The sequence below is a fragment of the Microbacterium sp. CCNWLW41 genome (assembly GCF_037083505.1).
Window position 1 is genome coordinate 1 of the sequence record NZ_JBAOJP010000014.1, and the last position, 21,121, is coordinate 21,121.

A 21,121-nucleotide genomic window follows, 5' to 3' on the forward strand; every position below is an offset into this window, starting at 1 on the left:
CGCCGGCATCGGGCCTGGCGGGAGCCGACCGAAGGACGGCGGGGGACCGCGCGACGGACGAGGCCATCGCGCAGCGGCCGCACCAAGCCGCAGACCGGGTCACCACGTTTCGACTCGTCGCTGCGCTCCTCGCTCAACGACCGAATACCGGCCGCACCCCGCGGGTCAGATCCCCTGCCAGGCGGGCTTGTGGGCGAAGGTCCACCGGTAGTAGTCGGCGAGCTTGAGCTTCGATGCCGCCGCCTCGTCCACGACGACGGTGGCGTGCGGGTGCAGCTGGATCGCGGACCCGGGCAGGAACGCCGAGAGCGGTCCCTCGACCGCGTCGGCCACGGCCTGCGCCTTGCCCTCGCCGAAGGCGAGGAGGACGAGGTGGCGCGCCTCCAGGATCGTTCCGAGCCCCTGCGTGATGCAGTGCATCGGCACGTCGTCCAGCGAGTCGAAGAAGCGCGCGTTGTCCTCCCGCGTCTGCTCCGTGAGCGTCTTGACCCGCGTACGGGACGCGAACGAGGAGCCCGGCTCGTTGAAGCCGATGTGCCCGTCGGTCCCGATGCCGAGCAGCTGCAGATCGATGCCGCCCGCCTCGGCGATCCGCGCCTCGTAGTCGGGACCCGCGTGCGCGATGCCGTCCTCGGCGCCGTTCGGCACATGCACGAGCGCCGGGTCGAGCCCGAGCGGCTCGACGACCTCGCGGGTGATGACGGAGCGGTAGCTCTCGGGGTGGGCCGGGTCCAGGCCGACGTACTCGTCGAGCGCGAAGCCGCGGACGCGGGACACGTCGACGCTCGCGAGCCGGGCGCGCAGCGCCTCGTACACGGGAAGCGGCGTCGACCCGGTCGCCAGGCCCAGCACGGCATCGGGGCGGGAGACGATCAGCTCCGCGATCTCGTCGGCCACCAGCGCGCCGGCGCGCTCCTTGCTCTCGACGATGACGACCTCAGCCATGGACCTGCGCTCCCTCTTCGTGATGACTCTGCGCGGCACCGACGGTTCCGCTCGTGACGTGCGCCGCACCGATCAGCGCGGCTCCCCAGGCCGCCGCCGAGGATCCGGAGGGCAACAGCTCCATCCTTTCATCCAGCCGCAGCGACCGGAGGAACGGTGACACGGCGGCCTCCTGACGCAGGCGCGCGACGACGTCGTCGCGGAGCCGGTCTCCGAGGGCTGTGATGCCGCCGCCGATGACGACCGTGTCGACGTCGACGCCGAGCACGAGAGCGCGGATCGCGGAAGCCGTCCCGTAGGCGATGCCCTCCCTCAGCTCCTGCGCGAGGGGGTCGCCCTGCTCGGCGGCGTCGAACACGTCCCGGATGGGGAGCGCACCCGGTCGCCCCCAGGCCTTGGCGACCGCGCCGCCCCCGCAGAGCGTCTCGATGCAGCCGCGCTGCCCGCAGCCGCACACGCGACCCTGCGGGTCGACGGAGAGATGGCCGATCTCGCCGGCGGTCCCGCGCGCGCCTCGCCACAGGCGACCGTCCACGACGATCCCCGCCGCGACGCCCGTGCCGAGGTTCAGATAGGCCATCGACCGCGCGTCCCCGCGGAGCGCGCCGGCTCCGAGCGCCGCCGCCTTGACGTCGTTCTCCACCGCGACGGCGACGCCCAGGGCGGCACCGACCGCAGCGGCCAGGTCCAGCTCCTCGACACCGAGGTTCACGGCGTGCAACACCCGCCCGCCCTCCGCGTCGACCAGCCCCGGGATCCCGATTCCCACGGAGGAGACGTCGGACGCGGCGAAGCCGCCCTCCTCGACGAGGCGGTCGACCGCCGCGAGCACGGTGGAGACCACCGCGTTCTTGCCCCACCCGGTGGGGATCCGCACGCGCGCCGCGACGGCGTCGTCGGGGGTGAGCGCGACCGCGTCCGTCTTGGTACCGCCGACGTCAAGACCGAGTCTCATCGACCGGGCATCCTCCTTGGAGCCGGTCTGCGCAGACGCGGCCATCAGTGCGCGACCACGCGGTCGCGGTGCGAACGGGCATCCGACACGTCAGGACACTCCCAGCTGCCCCGAGAGCACCATGACCGCGGCGCCGCGCAGCACGATGTCCTCCTGGGCCGTGAGACGGATGACGATGTCGTCGAACACCCCGGCGAGCGTCCTCGCGTGCAGCGTCGCGCGCGTGGCGTCCAGGAGGATGCCGTCAAGCAGTTCCGCGGGACCGGACAGCACGATCTCGGAGAGGTCCAGCGCCGCCACGATCGGGGCGATCCCGACCGCCAGGCGCGTGCCGGCATCCCGGAGGACTCCGTCCCGCGCGTCGTCGTCAGGAGCCTCGGCGAGCCGGGCGCGGAGATTCGTCGCGCTCAGCCAGGCCTCCAGGCATCCGTCCTTGCCGCAGACGCATCGCGGTCCGCCGTCGGTGCCCACCACGACGTGACCGATCTCACCGGCGGCGTAGCGGCTCCCCACGAGGGGCTGACTGCCGGAGATGAGGCCGGCACCCACACCGCGCCCGATCTTCACCAGCAGCATGTCCGACCGCGCCGCCCCGAACGTGTACTCCGCGAGCACGGCGGCGTTCGCGTCGTTGCGGACGAGGACGGGCAGGTCCAGCGCGGCGCCGAGCAGTCGCTCCAGCGGGAAGTCCGTCCAGCCCAGGTTCGGCGAGCTCAGCACGACGCCGTCGGGACGGACGATCCCGGGCGCCCCGACGCCGACGCCGAGGATCGGCACCTCCGAAAGGCCCACGAGCTCCGCCGCGAGGGCGCGGATGGCCTCGTACGCGGCCTCCCCTCCCTCCGGCCGCGGGACCTCCCGCCGCACGACGACCTCGCCGTCCAGGCTCAGCAGGGCGCCCTCGAAGACGCCGGGGCCGGACAGGTCCAGCCCGACGATGCGGTGTCCTCCTCGATCGATGTCGACGAGGATCGGGGGCTTTCCGGGGCCGGTGGTCTCACGGATGCCCTTCTCGACCACGATGCCGTCGGCGATGAACTCCGAGACGAGGTCCGAGATCGTGACGCGCGTGAGTCCGGTCACGCGCGACAGGTCCGCCCGGCTCATCGCGCCCGCGTGGTACAGGGTCTGCAGCACGAGCGACCGGTTGTGCCCGCGCGCGTGCTCCGGCAGCACCTTGCCCCGCGGGCGCAGCTGACGCGCGGATCCGAACGCGTGCGGATCCGGGGCGAAGACCGGATCCGGAACGCCTCCTGCGACGGATGGGCGCGCGACCGAGCCTTGTCCGGGAACCGAGTTCCCGGAAGGGTGCTGATCATCCGACACGGGCATGTTTGTTAGTAGACCTTACGAACAAAAGTGGCGCAACCTTGACCTCCCGCGATTCGCGCAGGGTTATCGAAACGTTACTGGATGGGTCCGTCCGCGGGCCAGCGCGCGGGCTCCTCCTCCGCGGCCGCCCGGTCCAGGATCCCGGCGACGAGACCGGCGACGATCTCCGCCCGCCGCTCGACGCTGATGGGCTTGCCGGGGATGCCCGGCCTCCGCTGATCCGGAGCCGGGCCGTCCAGCGGTCGATACCGGACGCCGGCGGCGGCGAGGCGCCGCAGCGCCACCGGAACACGGCGGGCGAACCCGGCGTACTCCCCCGGTCGTCCGCCGCGCCACAGCCGCTCGGCGATGGCCGGCAAGCGGGGGAACACGGCGAAGTCCACTCGGTCGCGCGTGGGCAGGTGCTCGGTCCAGACGTTCGCCTGGCCGCCCTGCACCCCCTCCGGGAGGGTCAGCGTGTAGGCGTGCTCCAGGGTGAGCGGCGGACCGACCGGCACCGGCTCGTCCGGGGACTCCGACTGGCGGTAGTCGAGGTACACCTCGAGGTCCGGGCACGCCACCACCTCGATGCCCCGCCGCAGGGCGTCGGCGAGCGCCACCGGACCGCGCCACGCGAGCACCCGAGTGCCGTCCGGCACCTCTCCCTCCAGGACTTCGTCCCAGGCGAGCGCGCTCCGCCCTCGGGCCCGGACGTGATCCGCGAAGGCGCGGGTGAACCAGGGCTGCACCGCGGCCGGCCCGGTCAGTCCGAGCTCCGCCATCCGCGCCTGCGCCGCCGGGCTCTGCGCCCACTCCGTGGTCGGCACCTCGTCACCGCCGATCCCGATCCACGGCGAGTCGAAGACGTCGCACAGCGCGTCGATCGCCGCACGCCCGAAGGCGAGCGCCTCCTCGGTCGGGGCGAGGACGCGGGGGTTCACCCCGAACCGCTCCCACGGGCCGTCCGGCGCCGGGGCCACATCGAGGTTGCCCAGCTCCGGGTAGGCCGCGAGCGCAGCCTGCACGTGACCGGGCAGCTCCACCTCGGGGACGATCGTGATGAACCGCTCCGCGGCGTAGGCGACGAGCTCGCGCAGCTCCGCGGTGGTGAAGAATCCCTCGTGCACACCCGGCTCGACCGTCGCCTCCGGTCCGTGCCCCCGCTGCGTCGCCTCGCGCCGGGCGCCCACCTCGGTGAGCCGCGGGTACCCGGGGACCTCGAACCGCCATCCCTGGTCGTCGCTCAGGTGCAGGTGCAGCACGTTCAGGTGCAGGGCGGCGAGCTGGTCGAGCAGGCGGCGGATGTCGGCGGCGGGGCGGAAGTGACGCGCGACGTCGAGCATCAGTCCGCGCCACGCGTATGCCGGCGCCCCCTCCCACGTCCCGGCGGGGATCCGTCCCTGGACGGTGTCGGGATCCCGCAGCTGGCGCAGGGTCGTCGCGCCGCGGAACACCCCCGCGGGCGTCGCTCCGCGGACCTCGACGCCGGACGCCGCCACGGTGATCCGGAACGCCTCCGCCCCGACGCGCCCGTTCCGCTCGGCATCGGCGCCGACCTGCGGGTCGACGACGAGCACGATGGGCGCCGCCTCCGGGCGCGGCTGCGTCCCCTCGAGCATGCGGGCGATCCCGCCGAGGGCGTCGTCCGAGCGCACCGGCGTCGCCGGAGTCCACCGGAAGGGCTCGGACTGCGGATCGATGCCGACCGCGTCGATCAGCGGGACGGTCGCGCGGTGGGCGGGTGGCGCCATCCGCAGCGCACGCCCCGGGGTCGCCCCCGTGGGCACTCCGTCGCGCACCACGGGCACCCCGCCGACCAGTACCTCGACGATGCCGACCGGCGCTGCGCGCGGATCGTCGAAGGTCGCGCCGGCGGCGACGGTGTCGGGGTCGAAGAGCACCAGGTCCGCGGTGGCGCCGGCGCGGATCACCCCACGCGGCGCGTCGCCGCGGTGCAGCCCGAGCCGCTCGGCCGGGGTGCCCGACAGGTGCCGGACCGCCTCCTCGAGCGTGAGCACGCCGAGCTCCCGGACGTAGTGCCCGAGATAGCGCGGGAACGTGCCGTGCCCACGGGGGTGCGGCTTGGCGCCCACGAGGATCCCGTCGCTGCCGCCGGTGTGACGCGGGTGGCGCATGATCGCGCGCACGTTGCCCTCGTCGCCGATGTGCATGAGCACGCCGGTCGCGCCGCCGTCGGCGACGACGGTGTCCAGGACGACGTCGACCGCCCGGCGCCCCTCGCTCTGGGCGATCTCGGCGATGGTCCGCCCTACGAGCCCGGCGAGGTCCGCGGACGCGGTTCCGGAGACCTCGATCGCCGTCCAGTCCGCCCGCTCGCCGTGGAACCCGTCGGAGCCCTGTTCCTCCAGCTCCACGCGCACCGCCTCGCGCCCGGCGTCGTCGAGGGCCGCGACCGCCGCCACGACGTCCCCGCCGGCCGCCAGCCTGCTCGGCAGCAGAGCGGAGAGGGTCGTCGCGCCCGGGAGGTAGGGATACGTGTCGAGCGTGACGTCGACGCCGTCCTCGAGCGCGGCGTCCACGAGCGCCAGCAGCTCGTCGGCGCGGCCGCGGTTCGGGGCGAAGTTCATCGTCGCGTGGGTGAGATGGATCGGGCATCCCGTCCGACGGCCGATGTCCAGCGCCTCGGCGAAGGCGTCCAGGGCGGCCGCGCCGTAGCTGCGCGTGTGCGGAGCCCAGTATCCGCCGCGCTCCGCGACGATCCGGCACAGGTGCTCGAGCTCGGCGGTGTCGGCGTACATGCCCGGCGTGTAGGTGAGGCCGCTCGACATGCCGAACGCCCCGGCGTCGAGCGACTCCTCGAGGATCTCCCCCATCCGGCGGAGTTCCTGCGCCGTCGCCGGGCGGTTCTCGTGTCCGACGACCATCATCCGCAGATTGCCCTGCGGCACGAGCACCGCGACGTCGCCCGCCGTCCGCGCGTCGATCTCGGTGAGGAACGCGTCCATGGAGCGCGCCGCGACCGTCTCCGGCCGACCGTTCCAGCCCGCGATCTGCGCCGCCACGATCGGGGCGGACGCCTCGTCGAGCGGAGCGTAGCCGAGCCCGTCCTGCCCGATGACCTCGCAGGTCACGCCCTGGAGCAGCTTGGCGGTGTGCGCGGCGCCCGCGGTGACGGCGAGGTCGCTGTGCGCGTGCATGTCGATGAAGCCCGGTGCGAGCACGAGCCCGGCGGCCTCGACCTCGACGGTGCCGACCGGCAGCCCCTCGGGTGAGGTCGACGCGCCCGGATCGGCCGCCGGCGGACGCACCGCCACCACCCGCTCCCCCTCCACGAACACGTCCGCCACCACGCGCGGCGCCCCGGTGCCGTCGACGACGGTCGCGCCGCGGTACACCCGCGTGCGCCCTTCCGCGGCGAGCACCGCGCTCAGATTCAGCGGCTCCGTGTCGTGCGGATCCAGCGGAAGGCTCTGCGGGCGCGCGGATGCGCTCGCGGCCCGGGGACGGGGGGTGTCGAGGCTCACAGCACCACGCTATCCGGCCGTGGCCGCGGTCCGTGTCCCGTGCGTCGACGACCTAGGCTGGAGGCCATGACTGCCAAGACCCGTGTCTCCACCGACGCCGCCCCCGCTCCCGCCCACACCTTCTCCCAGGGCGTCCGCAAGGGGCCGATCGTCCAGGTGTCCGGCCAGGGCCCGGTCGACCCCGCGACGAACGAGTACCTGTACCCCGGGGACGTCGCCGCCCAGACCACCCGCACCCTGGAGAACGTCAAGGCCATCGTCGAGGCCTCCGGAGCGAGCTTCGACGACGTCGTGATGCTGCGCGTCTACCTCACCAAGCGCGAGGACTTCGCGATCATGAACGACGCGTACGGGGCGTTCGTGACGGCCCACACCACCAGTGGCGTCCTCCCCTCGCGGACCACCGTCTTCACCGGCCTCCCCCGCGAGGAGATGCTCGTGGAGATCGACGCGCTCGCCGTCGTCGACCCCGCCTGAGCCCCGGCTGTGCTTGACTGTGCGTCGGCGTCACCCGCCGCACCGCTGACCCAGGGGGAACTCTCATGAACCGTCGTCTCACCGTCCTCGCCCTTGCCGGCGCGACCGTGTTCGGGCTGACCGCCTGCGCCGGCGGCTCGGGCACCGGCGCAGGCACAGCACCCGCGGGCCAGAGCGTCGCGGACGCGTGCAAGACCGTCACCTCGGCGCTCGCGGAGGACACGGGCGACATCGCCTCGCTGCTCGGCACCGCGGCGACCGACCCCCAGGCCTCGGTCGACTCCGTCACCAAGATCGCGGACAAGCTCAGCGCCGCCGTCGCCGAGGTCGGCAACGCCGACGTCAAGGCGGCCGTCGAGCCCCTCGCCGCCGACTACGCCAAGCTCGGCGAGCTCCTGACGAAGGCGTTCGTCGACCAGGACCCCACCGCCGCCGGCGAGCTGGGCACGGTCTCCACCTCGATGACCGAGCACCTGAAGGCGTTCACCGACGTCTGCACCGGCTGAGCGGACCTGACCGCGTCGCCCCCGGGATCCCCGTGATCCCGGGGGCGACGCCGCTTTCGGAGCCCGTCGCGGCATCGAGACGACTCAGCCTTCCGTTGCCTTTCCGTTACCACGGTCGCGTACCATGAGCAAGAAGTGGTCAGGGGACCACGGGGGGTGTGAACATGACGGATCTCGCGACCGAGCAGCCGGCGACCGACACGACGCGGGTCGGTGATTCCGTGTCGGCATCCTCCGCCGCCGACGGCGCGTCGACCGACAGCACTGCCGGATCGGGCGGCGACCGCCCCGTCGAGTGGGCGCCCGCTGAGCCGCCGCGGAAGAAGCGGCGCCTGGGCCTGTGGATCGGGCTCGGCGTGGGCGTGCTCGCGCTCGGCGCGGGTGCCGCCTCCACGATCCTCATCGCCCCGGGCGTCACCGTGGCGGGAGTCCCGATCGGCGGCATGACCGTCGGCGCCGCGGCCGAGGCCCTCAGCGCCCGGGTCTCCGACATCGACGTGACCCTGACCGGGGCGGACAAGGACATCACCGTCAGCGGCTCCGACCTCGGTGCGCGCATCGACGCCCAGGGTCTCGCGGAGGCGGCCTTCGCCGCGCACCCGATGTGGAACGTCACGTCGTGGCTGCCCGATCCCGTCGCCGGTGACGTCGAGCTGGATCCGACCACGACCGACCGGGTGCTGCGCGCGGAGGTGCCATCCTCGTACACGGCCGCCGTCGACGCCTCCGTCGTCTTCGACCCCGCATCCAAGACCTACACGACCACCCCCGGCGAGAACGGCACCGGCATCGACGTGCCCGCGCTGTCGGCCGCGTTCGCCGAGGCCGTCGCCGCGGGCGACAAGGGCGTGACCTTCGACGCCGGCCCCACCACCGTGGAGCCCCCGGTCACCCAGAAGGACGCCCAGGCGTTCGCCGACTCGCTCAACGCCATGCTCGGCACCGTCGGCTTCTACGTCGGCACCGAGCGCACCGTGCCCGTGGCTCCGGAGGTCGCCGCCCGCTGGCTGTCCGTGTCGGCGGTCGACGGCGAGCTCCAGGTGGACGTGGACCGCGCCGCCATCCAGCAGACCGTGGACTCCCTGCCCGGAGTCGTCAACCGCGCACCGGTCAACGCCGAGGCGATCGTGAACTCGGCCGGCGAGGTCCTCGACACCGTCACCGAGGGGGTCAACGGCCGCGAGCTGGGAGACACGTCCCACGTCGCGGCGGACTTCGCGAACCAGCTCGCCAAGGATGCGAACGGCGTCTTCACCCTCCCGGTCAAGGAGGTGCCGTTCACCGCCGACAACCGGCACCGTGTGATCGACGTCAACCTCGCGACCCAGACGGTCACCGCGGTCGAGAACGGCAACGCGGTGAACTCCTGGTCGGTGTCCTCCGGGCGCGACGAGTTCGCCACCCAGACCGGCAACTACGCCGTGAACTGGAAGCTCTCCAGCCAGGACATGGGCAACAAGGACACCACCAAGGCGCCCTACTACTTCCAGCCCGACGTGAAGTGGGTCATGTACTTCAACGGCGACGAGGCTCTGCACGGCGTCTACTGGCACAGCAACTGGGGCACGCCCATGAGCCACGGCTGCGTGGGCATGCCCGAGGACGCGGCCCAGTGGCTGTATAACTGGTCGCCCGAGGGCGTCGAGGTGAACGTCCACTACTGATCGCCCTCCGCACCGCCGCGCGCGGTGCAGAGGACGAGGAAGGGCGGGGGCCGAAGCCCCCGCCCTTCCTCGTGTCCGGCGACTCAGGCCAGCGCGTCGATGATCCCGTTCAGCGTCGCCGAGGGGCGCATCACCGCATCGACCTTGTCCGCGTCAGGGCGGTAGTAGCCGCCGATGTCAGCGGGCTTGCCCTGCACGGCGACCAGCTCGGAGACGATCTCGTCCTCGTGCCGGCTCAGGGACTCCGCGACCGGGGCGAAGGCCGCGGCGAGCTCGGCGTCCTGGGTCTGCGCCGCCAGCTCCTTCGCCCAATAGAGGGCCAGGTAGAAGTGGCTGCCGCGGTTGTCGATCGTGCCGAGCTTGCGCCCGGGCGAGCGGTCCTCCTCGAGGAACGTGCCGGTGGCGGCGTCGAGGGTGGTCGCGAGGATCCGCGCCTTCTCGTTGCCCGTGCGATCCGCGTAGTGCTCCAGCGAGGCGGCCAGCGCGAAGAACTCGCCCAGCGAGTCCCAGCGCAGGTAGTTCTCCTCCACGAGCTGCTGCACGTGCTTGGGGGCCGAGCCGCCCGCGCCGGTCTCGAACAGCCCGCCGCCGGCGAGCAGCGGCACGATCGAGAGCATCTTGGCGCTCGTGCCCACCTCGAGGATCGGGAACAGGTCGGTGAGGTAGTCGCGCAGCACGTTTCCGGTCACCGAGATGGTGTCCAGGCCGTGACGCATGCGGGCGAGCGTGTACCGCGTCGCCTCCTCCGGGGCGAGGATCGTGATCGTCAGGCCCTTGGTGTCGAGCGTCGCGAGACCCTGGTGCACCTTCGCGATGATCTGCGCGTCGTGCGAGCGGTTGGCGTCGAGCCAGAACACCGCCGGAGCGCCCGTGGCGCGGGCGCGGGTGACCGCGAGCTTGACCCAGTCCATGACCGGGATGTGCTTGGTCTGCGTCGCGCGCCAGATGTCGCCCTTGCCGACCTCGTGCTCGATGAGGACCGTGCCCTCGCTGTCGAGCACCTGGACGATGCCGTCCGCGGCGATCTCGAACGTCTTGTCGTGGCTGCCGTACTCCTCGGCCGCCTGCGCCATGAGACCCACGTTCGGGACCGTGCCGATGGTGGCGGGGTCGAGCGGGCCGTTCGCGATCACGTCGTCGATCACTGCCTGGTAGACGCTCGCGTACGACGAGTCGGGGATGACCGCGATCGTGTCGGCCTCCTCGCCGTCCTTGCCCCAGAGCTTCCCGCCGTTGCGGACCAGGGCCGGCATGGATGCGTCGACGATCACGTCGCTCGGCACGTGGAGGTTGGTGATCCCCTTGTCGGAGTTCACGTAGGACAGGCGCGGGCCCTGAGCGATCGCGCTGTCGAACGCCGCGGCGATCTCCTCGCCGCCCGCGACGTTCGCGAGACCCGCGAGGATCGAGCCGAGACCGTCGTTCGCGCTGAGTCCGGCCTCGGCGAGCTGCGTGCCGTACCGGTCGAAGACGTCCGCGAAGAACGCCTTCACCACGTGGCCGAAGATGATCGGGTCGCTGACCTTCATCATGGTGGCCTTGAGGTGCACCGAGTAGAGCACGTCGTCGGCCTTGGCCGCCTCGAGCGTCTCGGCGAGGAACGCGTCCAACTCCTTCGCGGAGAGGAACGTGGCGTCGATGATCTCGCGCGGGAGGACCTTGAGCCCCTCCTTGAGGATCGTGACGGTGCCGTCCTTCGCGGTGTGGCGGAAGGAGAGGACGTCGTCGTGCGCGGCGACCCAGGAACGCTCGTTGTGCTTGAAGTCGTCGTGGCCCATCGTCGCGACGCGGGTCTTCGAGCCCTCGGCGAACGGCTTGTTGCGGTGCGGGTGCTTCTTGGCGTAGTTCTTGACGGCCAGCGGCGCACGGCGATCGCTGTTGCCCTCGCGCAGCACCGGGTTCACCGCGGAGCCCTTGATCCGGTCGTAGCGCGCGCGCACGTCCTTCTCCTCGACGGTGGCGGGCTCGTCCGGGTAGTCCGGCACGTCGTAGCCCTTCTCCTGCAGCTCCGCGATCGCGGCCTTCAGCTGCGGGATCGACGCGGAGATGTTCGGCAGCTTGATGATGTTCGCCTCGGGCAGGGTCGCGAGCCCGCCGAGCTCGGCCAGCGCGTCGCCGACCTGCTGCTCGGGCGAGAGCTGCTGCGGGAAGGCGGCAAGGATGCGCCCGGCGAGCGAGATGTCGCGGGTCTCCAGGTCGGCGCCGGCCTGGTGCGCGAAGGCACGGACGATCGGCAGGAGCGAGGCCGTGGCCAGAGCCGGTGCCTCGTCCGTATACGTGTAGATGATGGCGTCGTCGGTCACCGGGTTCTTCTCCGTCTCACGAGGTCATTTGTCTCGATACCAAGATACCTGAGCGGCCCCCGGCATGAACTTCCTCCGAGTTCGGACAACCCTGTCTCCGGCGGACCGGGAGGGGTTAGCCTGGGTCCATGACGGAACTGCGCCTGGTCGAACTGTCCGCCTCGACGATCGTCGCCGTGAACAACCTGTCCCTGAAGCCGGGCCAGGAGCAGTTCCTCGCCCCCGTGTCCTACGGGATCGCCGCCACCGTGATGAACCCGCAGACCTCCTGGCAGCGCGTCGTCCTGGACGACGACGAGGTCGTCGGGTTCGTCAGCGCCAACTTCGACCCCGAGGCACCGGAGGAGCACTTCCGTTCGGTGCTGTGGCGGATCAACGTCGACGCGGACGACCAGGGTCGCGGCGTCGGCCGGTTCGCCGTCGAGAACCTGATCGCGGAGGCGCGGGCTCGCGGCTTCGACCACGTCGACGTCATCTACGAGGCCGGGGAGAACGGCCCCGAGGCGTTCTTCCACCGGGTCGGCTTCACCCCGGTGGGCGAGACCGAGTACGGCGAGGTCATCGCCGAGGCGCGTGTCCCGCAGGACTGATCGCCGAGCGCGAACAACCGCACCGCGCGGCGTGATCCCCGATCACCCGGCAGTGTGATCCACTAGACCGGCGGCGGGGCTTCGGATCCCCCTCCCCCACCGAGGCCCCGTCGCCTTCCTCCGTCTCAGCGCGGGCGCCGCCCGCGTCCCCGGTCCTCGTCCTCGTCCTCGCGGCCGCGGCGGCTCCGCTCGTTCCAGGCCGCGAACGCCGACGCCGCCGCACCGGCCGCGCGATCCAGGGCGTCGGCGGACATCGCGATCATCTGCTGCGCGGCGTCCTGCCACCCCGCCGCGCGCTCCTCGCGGAGCACGTCCTCGGGGTCGCGCCCGCCCGCGCGGGCCTGCGCCGTGCGCTCCGCGATCGCGAACGCGCGTTCCGCGGCCCCCACCGCATCGCGATAGGCGGCGTACTCCGCCGGCGTCACCCGGCCCGCGGCATCCGGACGCGTGCGACGTGCATCGTCGAGCGCCGCCAGGAAGGCCGCGGTCGCAGGTTCCCGGGCATCGGTCATGGAGGGGAAGGCGATGGCGCGCGCCGGATCCGTCTCGTACTGCATCCAGCGCGCCACGACCGCGTCGTGCTGGGCCATGGTCCGAGGCAGCGGGAGCTGATCGGGCGGGACCGAGCCGGCCAGGCCCGCCCGGGCGGCGTCGAGCTGCGCGCGGCGTGCCCGCACGGCCGCCGCGGACGCCTTCGCCGCGCGCTCCGCCTCACGCACGAGCCGCCGCGTCTCGGCGACCTCGGCGGCACCGAGCCGGCCCGCCGTGCGTTCGGCGAGTGCCCGGGCGAGCTCTGCGCGCGCCACCCGTACGTCGTGCCGGGCGGCGGTGGCCTCCTTCTGCGCCGCCTGCAGATCCAGCCGGGCGGCGTCGTACGCGAGCCGCCGACCGCCGGGTGTCCGGAGGCGGCGGATCCCGAAGGCGCTCACGGCACCCGCGCCGGCGACGACCGGCGCGGTCCACCAGAACTCCGCGGCGACCGCCCAGAAGGGATCCACACCGTCGAGCCTACCGATCCGCCCCGTCGGCCGAGCCGCGCGGACGCGACCCGGCCGACGACGATCACACCAGCGTCTGCTGCCACGCCGCGTGGAGCTGCGCGAACTTGCCCGTGCCCGCGATGAGCGCGGCGGGGGCGTCGTCCTCGATGATGCGTCCGTGCTCCATCACCAGGACGCGGTCCGCGATCGCGACCGTCGACAGGCGGTGGGCGATGATGATCGCGGTCCGGTCCGCCAGCAGCGTCTGCAGCGCCTCCTGGATGAGCCGTTCGGACGGGATGTCCAGCGATGCCGTCGCCTCGTCGAGGATCAGCACTGCCGGGTCGGCGAGGAACGCGCGCGCGAAGGAGATGAGCTGGCGCTGCCCGGCCGAGACGCGCCCGCCGCGCTTGTTCACGTCGGTGTCGTAGCCGTCCGGGAGCGCCTCGATGAACGCATCGGCGCCCACTGCCCTGGCGGCGGCACGGATCTCGTCCAGCGTCGCGTCGGGCTTGCCGAGGGCGATGTTGTCCGCCACCGTGCCGCTGAACAGGTAGGCCTCCTGGGTGACCATGACGATCGCGCGGCGCAGGTCCTTGGGGTGCAGCGAGCGCAGGTCCACGCCGTCCAGGGTCACCGCGCCCTCGGTCGGGTCGTAGAACCGCGACACGAGCTTGGCGAGGGTCGACTTGCCCGCGCCCGTGGTGCCCACCAGCGCCACGGTCTGGCCCGCGGGGATGTCCAGCGAGAAGTTCGGCAGGATCGTCTTGTCGCCGTTGTACCCGAAGGTCACCGCGTCGAAGCGGATCGCACCGCGCGCCTCCCAGAGGTCGACGGGCTTGTCCGGATCGGGGACGCTCGGCTCCTCCTCGAGCACGCCCGAGACCTTCTCCAGCGCGGCGGTGGCCGACTGGTAGGAGTTCAGGAACATGGCGATCTCCTGCATCGGCGCGAAGAAGTTGCGCACGTACAGCACCGCCGACAGCAGGACGCCGACGCCGAGGGCGCCGGTCGACACCCGGATCCCGCCCCAGAGGACGACCAGGCCCAGCGTCAATGCCGCCACGCCCATCAGCCCGGGCTCGAACGTCCCGAACAGCACCATCGACCGGCGGTTGACGTCGCGGTAGTCCCCCGCGAGGCGGCGGAACGTCTTGTCGTTGCGGGGCTCCTTGCGGAACGACTTCACGGCGCGGATGCCGGTCATCGTCTCGACGAACTGCACGATCACCTTCGCGCTGACGACGCGCGACTCGCGGTACACCACCTGCGAGCGGGTGTAGAACCAGCGCATCAGCAGGACGAGCGGGATCCCCGCCACGGCCAGGATCACGCCGGACTGCCAGTCCGCGATCACGAGGGCGATGAAGGTGAACACGCCGAAGAGCACGCCCGAGACCAGGTTGTTGAGTCCGCCGTCGAGGAGCTCGCGGATCGAGTCCAGGTCGCTCGTCTGCCGCGAGATGATGCGGCCCGATGTGTAGGACTCGTGGAACTCCAGGCTCAGCCGCTGGGTGTGCAGGAAGATGCGCTTGCGCAGGTCCAGCAGCACCGCCTGGGTGATCCGGGCCGCCATCACGACGTACCAGCCGATGAGCGCGGAGCCGGTGAGCCCCGCGAACAGGTAGACGACGCTCACGAGGATCGTCGGGCCCCAGCTCGCGCTCTCCAGGAGCGCGGGCAGTGCGCGGTCCAGCCCGATGCCGATGAGGATCGGCCCGGACACCTGCAAGGCGGTGGACACCACGAGGACGATCGCGGCCATGGCGATCCGCACCCGCAGCGGGTGGATCAGCGAGCCGAGCAGCCGCAAGGAGCGACGGCGGATCGCGCGGCTCTCCTCCCGCGTGAGCTGGGAGCGGTCCTCGTCCCGTGTTCCGGTGATCGCGGTGGTCATGCCTGCACCTCCTTCTCGGTGAGGGTCTGTTCGTTCTCGTCGGCGGCGTCCTCGACCGCGTCCGTGGCGACCGGGGGCTCGCCCCCGACGATCGGGATCGCCCCGGTGCGCACGGCCTCCTCGGCCTCCAGGCTGGAGATCACGTGACGGTAGTGCGCGCTCGTGCGCAGCAGCTCGGTGTGCGTGCCCACGGCGGTGATCCGACCGCGCTCGAGCAGCGCGACCCGGTCCGCCAGCGCGACGGTGGACGGGCGGTGCGCCACGATGAGGGCGGTCGTCTCGGCGAGGACGTGGCGCAGGGCCTCCTCCACCAGGGCCTCGGTGTCGACGTCCAGCGCCGACAGCGGGTCGTCCAGCACCAGCACCTTCGGGGCTGCAGCGACGGCGCGCGCCAGCGCCAGACGCTGGCGCTGGCCGCCGGAGAGGCTCAGCCCCTCCTCTCCGATGACCGTCTCCGTGCCCTCCGGGAGGGTGTCGACGAACCCGGCCTGCGCGACCTCCAGCGCCTCGCGCAGCACGCGCTCGGCCTCCTCGCTGTGCAGCTCCAGGTCCGCACGCCCCAGCAGGACGTTCTCCCGGACCGTCGCGGAGAACAGCGTCGCGTCCTCGAAGGCCATCGCGACGTGCGTGCGCAGTTCGGTCAGGGTGAGGTCTCGGACGTCGACGCCGTCGAGCGTCACCCGCCCGCCCGTCACGTCGTAGAGACGAGCCGGCAGCGTGGTCAGCGTGGTCTTCCCGCTGCCGGTGAGCCCCACCAGCGCCATGGTCTCGCCGGGCTCCAGCACCAGGTCGATGCCGTCGAGCAGATCGCGCTCCCCGTCGCGGGCGTCCTGGTAGCGGAAGTGCGCCCCCTCGAACGCCAGCCGGCCGCGCGGATCGCGGATCGTCTGCGGCGTCTCCGGGTCGGTGATCGTGTTCGTCTCGGAGAAGATCTCGAACACCCGGTCGGTCGCCGTGCGCGCGTCCAGCAGGAACGAGAACAGGAACCCGATCGACTCGATCGGCCAGCGCAGCACCGTCGCCATCGCGAAGAACGCGAACAGCTGCGGCAGTTCGATCGCGCCCTGGAAGATCAGCCAGATGCCCGACAGCAGGCTCAGGCCGAACGCGACCTGCGGCATCAGGTCCAGCCAGAACCAGATGGTCCCGACCGCACGGGCCTTGCTCATCTCCGTCTCGCGGAGCGTCTCCGCCTGGGAGCTGAAGCGCCGCAGGGCGTGGCGGCCCCGACCGAACGCCTTCAGGACGCGGATGCCGTGCACGCTCTCCTCGACGCTCGTGGCGAGGTCTCCGGCCTGGTCCTGACTCCGGCGGGTCAGCACGCCGTAGCGCTTCTCGAAGAGGTAGCCCTGGATCCACATCGGGACGCCCGTCACGAGGAAGATCGTGCCCAGCAGCCAGTGCCACTGGAACAGCAGAACGGCGCCGATGACGATCGTGAGGATGTTCACGACCAGCAGGATCATGCCGAAGGCGATCCAGCGTCGGATGAGGTTGATGTCCTGCATCATCCGGCTCAGCAGCTGGCCCGAGCCCCAGCGGTCGTGGAAGGCCACGGGCAGCGTCTGCAGGCGCGCGTAGAGCTCCGAGCGCATCTGGTACTCGACCTCGGTGGCCGGGGTCAGCACGAACCAGCGGCGCAGCCACACCATGACGGCCTCGCCGACGCCCAGGGCGAGGATGACGAGGGCGCCCAGCGCGATCGGCCACGGCTCACCCGACTGGACGGGGCCGCGCACGATCTGTTCGAGCACGATCGGGATCATCAGGGCGATGACGGCCGCGCCGAGCGCGCTCAGGGCGCCGCCGACGAGCCGGCCGATGATCGGGGCGATGAAGGGCTTCAGCCGCCAGAGCGCGGCAGTGGTGGACAGGGACGACGAAGACGTGGAAGACATGATTCTCAGCAGCGACGATGACGAACGGAGGAGGGGAAGGGGGAACGACGGATGCGATGCATCCGCGAGAAATGACGCAGGCCGTGCGGCGGAGGCTCTATCCCAGAACGAGGATGACGGAGCCCTGAACGGGAGCGTAGGCCGGGGCGAGGACATCGCGGGTGATCGACGCAAGGGTGATCGTGGGCATGACATCCTCCTGGAGCTCGGCATGATCGAGCCGGTCGGCGCGACAGCCCACCAGCCTATTGCTGGGAACCGGCTGAAAGCAACAGGAATTCCCGATCGGCCCGGATCCGCCGGTCGTTGAGCGAGGAGCGCAGCGACGAGACGAAACGCGCCCAACCCGGGTCACCACGTTTCGACTCGCTCCGCTCACTCAACGACCGAAACTCCCACCACCGGTCGTTGAGCGAGGAGCGCAGCGACGAGACGAAACGCGCCCAGCCCGGGTCAACGACCATGTTTCGACTCGCCGCGCTCGCTCGACGACCGACGGGATCCGTCAGCGGGCGGCCTCCCGGGCGAGCAGCCGCTCCTTCACGTCGAGCCCCCAGGCGAACCCGCCGAGCGATCCGTCCGTGCGCAGCACGCGATGGCACGGCACGAACAGCGCGGGCGCGTTCCGGGCGCAGATCGACGCGGCGGCACGGACCGCGCGCGGGTTCCCGAGCTCGGCGGCGAAAGCCGTGTAGGTCAGCGGCTCGCCCGGGACGATGCGCCGCAGCAGGTCCCACCCCGCGCGCTGCAGACCCGTGCCGTACTGGCTCACGGGCACGTCGTCGATCGCGGCGAGCTCGCCCGCATAGTAGGCGGCAACGGCTTCGCCGGCGGCCGAGCCGCCCTCGCGGACCCGCACGTCGGTGGGGCGGTGCGCGGGCGAGAGGCGGGCCAGGATGCGGTCGCGATCGGCGCTCCAGCCGGCGACGAGCACGCGGTCCGCGTCGTCGGAGAGGATGGTGAAGGCGCCGTCGGGGGTGTCGACGGTCTCGATGGAAGCGGACATGGACGTTCCTTTCGTCATGCGCGGACGGGGTCGGACGAGGCGGACGCACGGCGCGTCGGCCGGACCGGCGCCGCGCGCCAGAGGTGAGCGGTCAGATAGCTGCGCCAGGGCGCCGTGCGGGCGGCCCAGCGGTCGAGGCCGGCCGGGTCCGCGGGGATCCCGGCGACGGCCGCACCGGAGCGGACGGCCACGTCCCCGGGAAGGACGACGTCCGGATCGCCGAGGATGCGCATCCGCACGTAGTCCGCCGTCCACGGGCCGATCCCGGGCATGGCCAGGAGGGCGGCGCGCTGCTCGGCGCCGTCGTCGCCGAGCGTCAGCGTCAGCGACCCGTCGGCGAGCGCCGCCGCGGTCCCGGTCACCGCGCGGATGCGGGCCGCAGGTCCGCGCAGCACCTCGGCGCCGCGTTCTGCGATCGCCGCCATCGTCGGGAAGAGCACCCCGGCGTAATCGCCCTCGCCGACCCGCTCGCCGAGCGCGTCGGCGAGCGCCGTCAGCGCCGTTCGCGCTGCCGCGACCGTGATCTGCTGGCCGATCATGGCGCGGATCAGCATCTCGTGCGCGTCGATCGCACCGGGGACCCGGATGCCCGGAGTCGCCGCGACCAGCGGGGCGAGCTCGGCGTGGCCGGCGAGCGCGGCGTCCACGGCCTGCGGGTCCGCATCCAGGTCGAACAGGCGCCGGGCGCGCGCGACGAGGGGCGCGAGATCGGAGAGGTGAGTCAGCCGGGCGCGCAGGCGCATCCGGCCGTCCGCCGCCCGGCGCAGCTCGAACCAGGCCGGCCCCGCGTCGAGCCGGACGTGGCGGGCGAAGGACTCCTCCCCCGCCACCTCCATGCCCGGAAGCGCCCTGGCCCGCATCCACGCGAACAGGCCGTCCGCGTCGAACGGCTCGCGGTGCGGGAGGACGAGCTCGATCTCACCCGGAGCCGACGCGGCGCGGGCGGCGGCATCCGCGCCGCGGCCCGGCGCCGGGCGCCGGGCGCGCAGCTCTCCCGGCGCGAGCCCGAAGACCTCGCGCACCGTGTCGTTGAACTGACGAACGCTGGCGAACCCGGCGGAGAAGGCCACATCCGAGATCGGCAGGTCGGTCCCGACGAGGAGCATCCTCGCCGTGTGGGCACGGTGGGCGCGAGCGAGCGCCAGAGGCCCGGCGCCGAGCTCCGCCGCAAGCAGCCGCGTGAGGTGTCTGCTCGAGTATCCGAGGCGACGGGCGAGGCCGGGGACCCCCTCCCGCTCGACGACCCCGTCGGCGATCAGCCGCATCGCCCGGGCGGCGAGATCGCCGCGCACGTTCCATGCGGGAGAGCCGGGCGCGGCCTCGGGGAGGCACCGCTTGCAGGCGCGGTAGCCCGCCTCGTGGGCGGCCGCGCTCGTCGGGAAGAACGTCACGTTCGCCGGCTTGGGCGTGCGCGCCGGGCAGCTAGGCCGGCAGTATATCCCCGTGGAGCGCACCGCCGTCACGAACTGGCCGTCGAAGCGGGTGTCCCGGGCGCTGATCGCACGGTATCGCTCGTCGAAGGTCATCACCGGGAGGCTCATCGTGTCCTCGTCGGTCGTCCAGTGCATCGCATGCGTCCAGCCTGGCATGTCCGAAAACCGCCTGCTCGCGGAAATCGGACATCGCGGTGCGCGGTGACTCGGGCGGCTAGGCGGGGCCGGCCTCGTCGTCCAGGGCGTGCCGCGTCGTCGGGATCGGGGCGGTGAGGGGTCTGCCCTCCCGCAGCAGGCGCCGCTTGCGCAGCTGCCACAGGATCGCGAGCAGGACGAACCAGACGGGCGTGGCGAGGAAGGGCAGGCGCGTGTCCTCGCCGAACACGAGCGTGGCCGCGATGAAGACGAAGAACCCGAGCACCATCCACGGGGTGACCCGGGACAGCGGCATCCGGAACCGCGACGCCGCGTGCCGCTCGGGGTGTCTGCGGCGGTAGACGATGTAGCTGACGACGATCGACCCCCAGGTGAACAGCACGAGCGTCGCGCACACCGAGGAGACGAACGTGAAGGCCGCGACGACCCCGTCCCCCGCGAACAGCAGCGGGACCGCCGTGAACAGGAACACGCACGTGAAGAACACCGAGCGCAGCGGCACTCCGCGTCGGTTCGTCGTCGCGAACGCGAGCGGGGCGTGGCCGTCCTGGGACAGCCCGAACAGCATGCGCGTTCCGGAGTAGATCCCCGAGTTCGCGCTGGAGGCGGCCGAGGTGAGGACCACGAGGTTGATGACGACCGCGGCGATCCCGAGACCGGCGTAGAGCAGTGTCGTGACGAACGGGCTCTCGTCCGGCCTGATGCGGTCCCACGGGGTGATGCTCATGATGATGGCGAGCGCCCCGATGTAGAAGATCAGGATCCGCACGACGATCGAGTTGATCGCCTTGGGCAGCGAGCGCCGCGGGTCCTTGGTCTCGGCGGCGGCCGTGCCGACGAGCTCCACGCCGATGAACGAGAAGATCCCCATCTGGAAGCCGAGGATGAACCCGCTCAGGCCGAACGGGAACAGCCCGCCGTGCTCCCAGAGGTTCGCGACCGATGCCGACGTCCCGGTGTCCGGGTTCTGGAAGCCCGTGGCGATGAGGACGATCCCGGTGACGATGAGCGCCAGGATCGCGATGATCTTGATGAGCGCGAACCAGAACTCGACCTCGCCGAAGTACTTCACCGGCTGCAGGTTCAGCAGCGTCAGCGCGACACAGGCGATCAGCGCGGGGATCCAGGCCGGGATCGCGGGGTTGAAGAACTTCACGTACCCGGTGATGGCGATGATGTCGGCGACGCAGGCCACGACCCAGGAGAACCAGTAGGTCCACGAGACGAAGAAGCCCGCCCACGGCCCCAGCATGTCCTTGGCGATGTCGCCGAAGTTCTTGTAGTGGAGGTTCGACAGCAGCAGCTCCCCGAGCGCACGCATGACGAAGAAGATCATGAAGCCGATGACGAGGTAGACCAGCAGCACCGCCGGTCCGGTCACGCTGATCATCTTCCCGGACCCCATGAACAGGCCGGTGCCGATCGCGCCGCCGATGGCGATGAGCTGCAGATGGCGGTTGCTGAGCCCGCGGGCGAGCCCCTCGCCGGTCGTCGGCTCGGTCTTCACGGTCATGC

At 71.9% G+C, this 21,121-nt stretch carries 15 protein-coding genes; 4 read left to right on the top strand and 11 right to left on the bottom strand.

Going from position 1 to position 21,121, the window contains the following annotated elements:
- Window positions 1-165 precede the first annotated feature (165 nt).
- The 4 genes from nagB to V6R91_RS33360 all read right to left on the bottom strand — a co-directional run bounded on the left by nagB (window position 166) and on the right by V6R91_RS33360 (window position 6,609).
- Complete coding sequence (gene nagB / locus V6R91_RS33345) at window positions 166-945, bottom strand: glucosamine-6-phosphate deaminase (RefSeq protein ID WP_271061306.1); 780 nt, start codon at window positions 943-945, stop codon at window positions 166-168.
- On the bottom strand, window positions 938-1,900 hold the full coding sequence (locus V6R91_RS33350) for an ROK family protein (protein WP_336398902.1): 963 nt from the start codon (window positions 1,898-1,900) through the stop codon (window positions 938-940). The genes nagB and V6R91_RS33350 overlap by 8 nt, the downstream gene beginning before the upstream one ends.
- Before the next feature lie 90 nt (window positions 1,901-1,990).
- On the bottom strand, window positions 1,991-3,232 hold the full coding sequence (locus V6R91_RS33355) for an ROK family transcriptional regulator (RefSeq protein WP_336398903.1): 1,242 nt from the start codon (window positions 3,230-3,232) through the stop codon (window positions 1,991-1,993).
- Window positions 3,233-3,306: 74 nt separating this feature from the next.
- Window positions 3,307-6,609 (bottom strand): family 20 glycosylhydrolase, encoded by a 3,303-nt coding sequence (locus tag V6R91_RS33360; protein WP_336398986.1) that lies wholly within the window; start codon window positions 6,607-6,609, stop codon window positions 3,307-3,309.
- Between the two features lie 153 nt (window positions 6,610-6,762).
- Between V6R91_RS33360 and V6R91_RS33365 the strand changes: the two genes are divergently transcribed.
- From V6R91_RS33365 to V6R91_RS33375, 3 genes are all read left to right on the top strand, one after another.
- On the top strand, window positions 6,763-7,173 hold the full coding sequence (locus V6R91_RS33365; RefSeq protein WP_067248955.1) for a RidA family protein: 411 nt from the start codon (window positions 6,763-6,765) through the stop codon (window positions 7,171-7,173).
- Window positions 7,174-7,238: 65 nt separating this feature from the next.
- Complete coding sequence (locus V6R91_RS33370) at window positions 7,239-7,679, top strand: hypothetical protein (RefSeq protein WP_231821384.1); 441 nt, start codon at window positions 7,239-7,241, stop codon at window positions 7,677-7,679.
- A gap of 164 nt (window positions 7,680-7,843) precedes the next feature.
- Window positions 7,844-9,343, top strand: a complete 1,500-nt coding sequence (locus tag V6R91_RS33375; protein ID WP_336398904.1) for a L,D-transpeptidase family protein — start codon at window positions 7,844-7,846, stop codon at window positions 9,341-9,343.
- 83 nt (window positions 9,344-9,426) lie between these two features.
- Here the strand turns inward: V6R91_RS33375 and V6R91_RS33380 are convergent, their stop codons facing one another.
- Entirely contained in the window at window positions 9,427-11,646 is a 2,220-nt protein-coding gene (locus tag V6R91_RS33380; protein ID WP_336398905.1) for an NADP-dependent isocitrate dehydrogenase, read from the bottom strand.
- A gap of 128 nt (window positions 11,647-11,774) precedes the next feature.
- Here V6R91_RS33380 and V6R91_RS33385 point away from each other — a divergent pair, with 128 nt between their 5' ends.
- On the top strand, window positions 11,775-12,236 hold the full coding sequence (locus V6R91_RS33385) for a GNAT family N-acetyltransferase (RefSeq protein WP_336398906.1): 462 nt from the start codon (window positions 11,775-11,777) through the stop codon (window positions 12,234-12,236).
- A 125-nt stretch (window positions 12,237-12,361) separates the two neighbouring features.
- On the opposite strand, the gene V6R91_RS33390 is transcribed toward V6R91_RS33385, so the two are convergent.
- From V6R91_RS33390 to V6R91_RS33415, 6 genes are all read right to left on the bottom strand, one after another.
- The gene (locus V6R91_RS33390; protein WP_336398907.1) at window positions 12,362-13,234 is read right to left on the bottom strand and encodes a hypothetical protein; all 873 of its coding nucleotides are present in this window, start codon (window positions 13,232-13,234) and stop codon (window positions 12,362-12,364) included.
- 64 nt (window positions 13,235-13,298) lie between these two features.
- A complete protein-coding gene (locus tag V6R91_RS33395) occupies window positions 13,299-15,113 on the bottom strand; it encodes an ABC transporter ATP-binding protein (protein ID WP_067243796.1) in 1,815 nt (604 codons plus the stop codon).
- Entirely contained in the window at window positions 15,110-17,011 is a 1,902-nt protein-coding gene (locus V6R91_RS33400) for an ABC transporter ATP-binding protein (protein WP_336398908.1), read from the bottom strand. The genes V6R91_RS33395 and V6R91_RS33400 overlap by 4 nt, the downstream gene beginning before the upstream one ends.
- Window positions 17,012-17,516: 505 nt before the next feature.
- Window positions 17,517-18,017, bottom strand: coding sequence for a methylated-DNA--[protein]-cysteine S-methyltransferase (locus V6R91_RS33405; protein WP_219086470.1), 501 nt, complete (start codon window positions 18,015-18,017; stop codon window positions 17,517-17,519).
- A gap of 14 nt (window positions 18,018-18,031) precedes the next feature.
- Window positions 18,032-19,558 carry an AlkA N-terminal domain-containing protein gene (locus V6R91_RS33410; protein WP_336398987.1) on the bottom strand — a complete coding sequence of 509 codons (1,527 nt, stop codon included), beginning with the start codon at window positions 19,556-19,558 and terminating at the stop codon, window positions 18,032-18,034.
- Between the two features lie 106 nt (window positions 19,559-19,664).
- Window positions 19,665-21,119, bottom strand: a complete 1,455-nt coding sequence (locus V6R91_RS33415; protein WP_219086469.1) for an amino acid permease — start codon at window positions 21,117-21,119, stop codon at window positions 19,665-19,667.
- Window positions 21,120-21,121 lie beyond the last annotated feature (2 nt).

Bases quoted from the DNA above. Each gene is read 5' to 3' on its own strand.
- nagB (WP_271061306.1), bottom strand. From the start codon at position 945: ATGGCTGAGGTCGTCATCGTCGAGAGCAAGGAGCGCGCCGGCGCGCTG.
- V6R91_RS33350 (WP_336398902.1), bottom strand. From the start codon at position 1,900: ATGAGACTCGGTCTTGACGTCGGCGGTACCAAGACGGACGCGGTCGCG.
- V6R91_RS33355 (WP_336398903.1), bottom strand. From the start codon at position 3,232: ATGCCCGTGTCGGATGATCAGCACCCTTCCGGGAACTCGGTTCCCGGA.
- V6R91_RS33365 (WP_067248955.1), top strand. From the start codon at position 6,763: ATGACTGCCAAGACCCGTGTCTCCACCGACGCCGCCCCCGCTCCCGCC.
- V6R91_RS33370 (WP_231821384.1), top strand. From the start codon at position 7,239: ATGAACCGTCGTCTCACCGTCCTCGCCCTTGCCGGCGCGACCGTGTTC.
- V6R91_RS33375 (WP_336398904.1), top strand. From the start codon at position 7,844: ATGACGGATCTCGCGACCGAGCAGCCGGCGACCGACACGACGCGGGTC.
- V6R91_RS33385 (WP_336398906.1), top strand. From the start codon at position 11,775: ATGACGGAACTGCGCCTGGTCGAACTGTCCGCCTCGACGATCGTCGCC.
- V6R91_RS33395 (WP_067243796.1), bottom strand. From the start codon at position 15,113: ATGACCACCGCGATCACCGGAACACGGGACGAGGACCGCTCCCAGCTC.
- V6R91_RS33400 (WP_336398908.1), bottom strand. From the start codon at position 17,011: ATGTCTTCCACGTCTTCGTCGTCCCTGTCCACCACTGCCGCGCTCTGG.
- V6R91_RS33405 (WP_219086470.1), bottom strand. From the start codon at position 18,017: ATGTCCGCTTCCATCGAGACCGTCGACACCCCCGACGGCGCCTTCACC.
- V6R91_RS33410 (WP_336398987.1), bottom strand. From the start codon at position 19,558: ATGAGCCTCCCGGTGATGACCTTCGACGAGCGATACCGTGCGATCAGC.
- V6R91_RS33415 (WP_219086469.1), bottom strand. From the start codon at position 21,119: ATGACCGTGAAGACCGAGCCGACGACCGGCGAGGGGCTCGCCCGCGGG.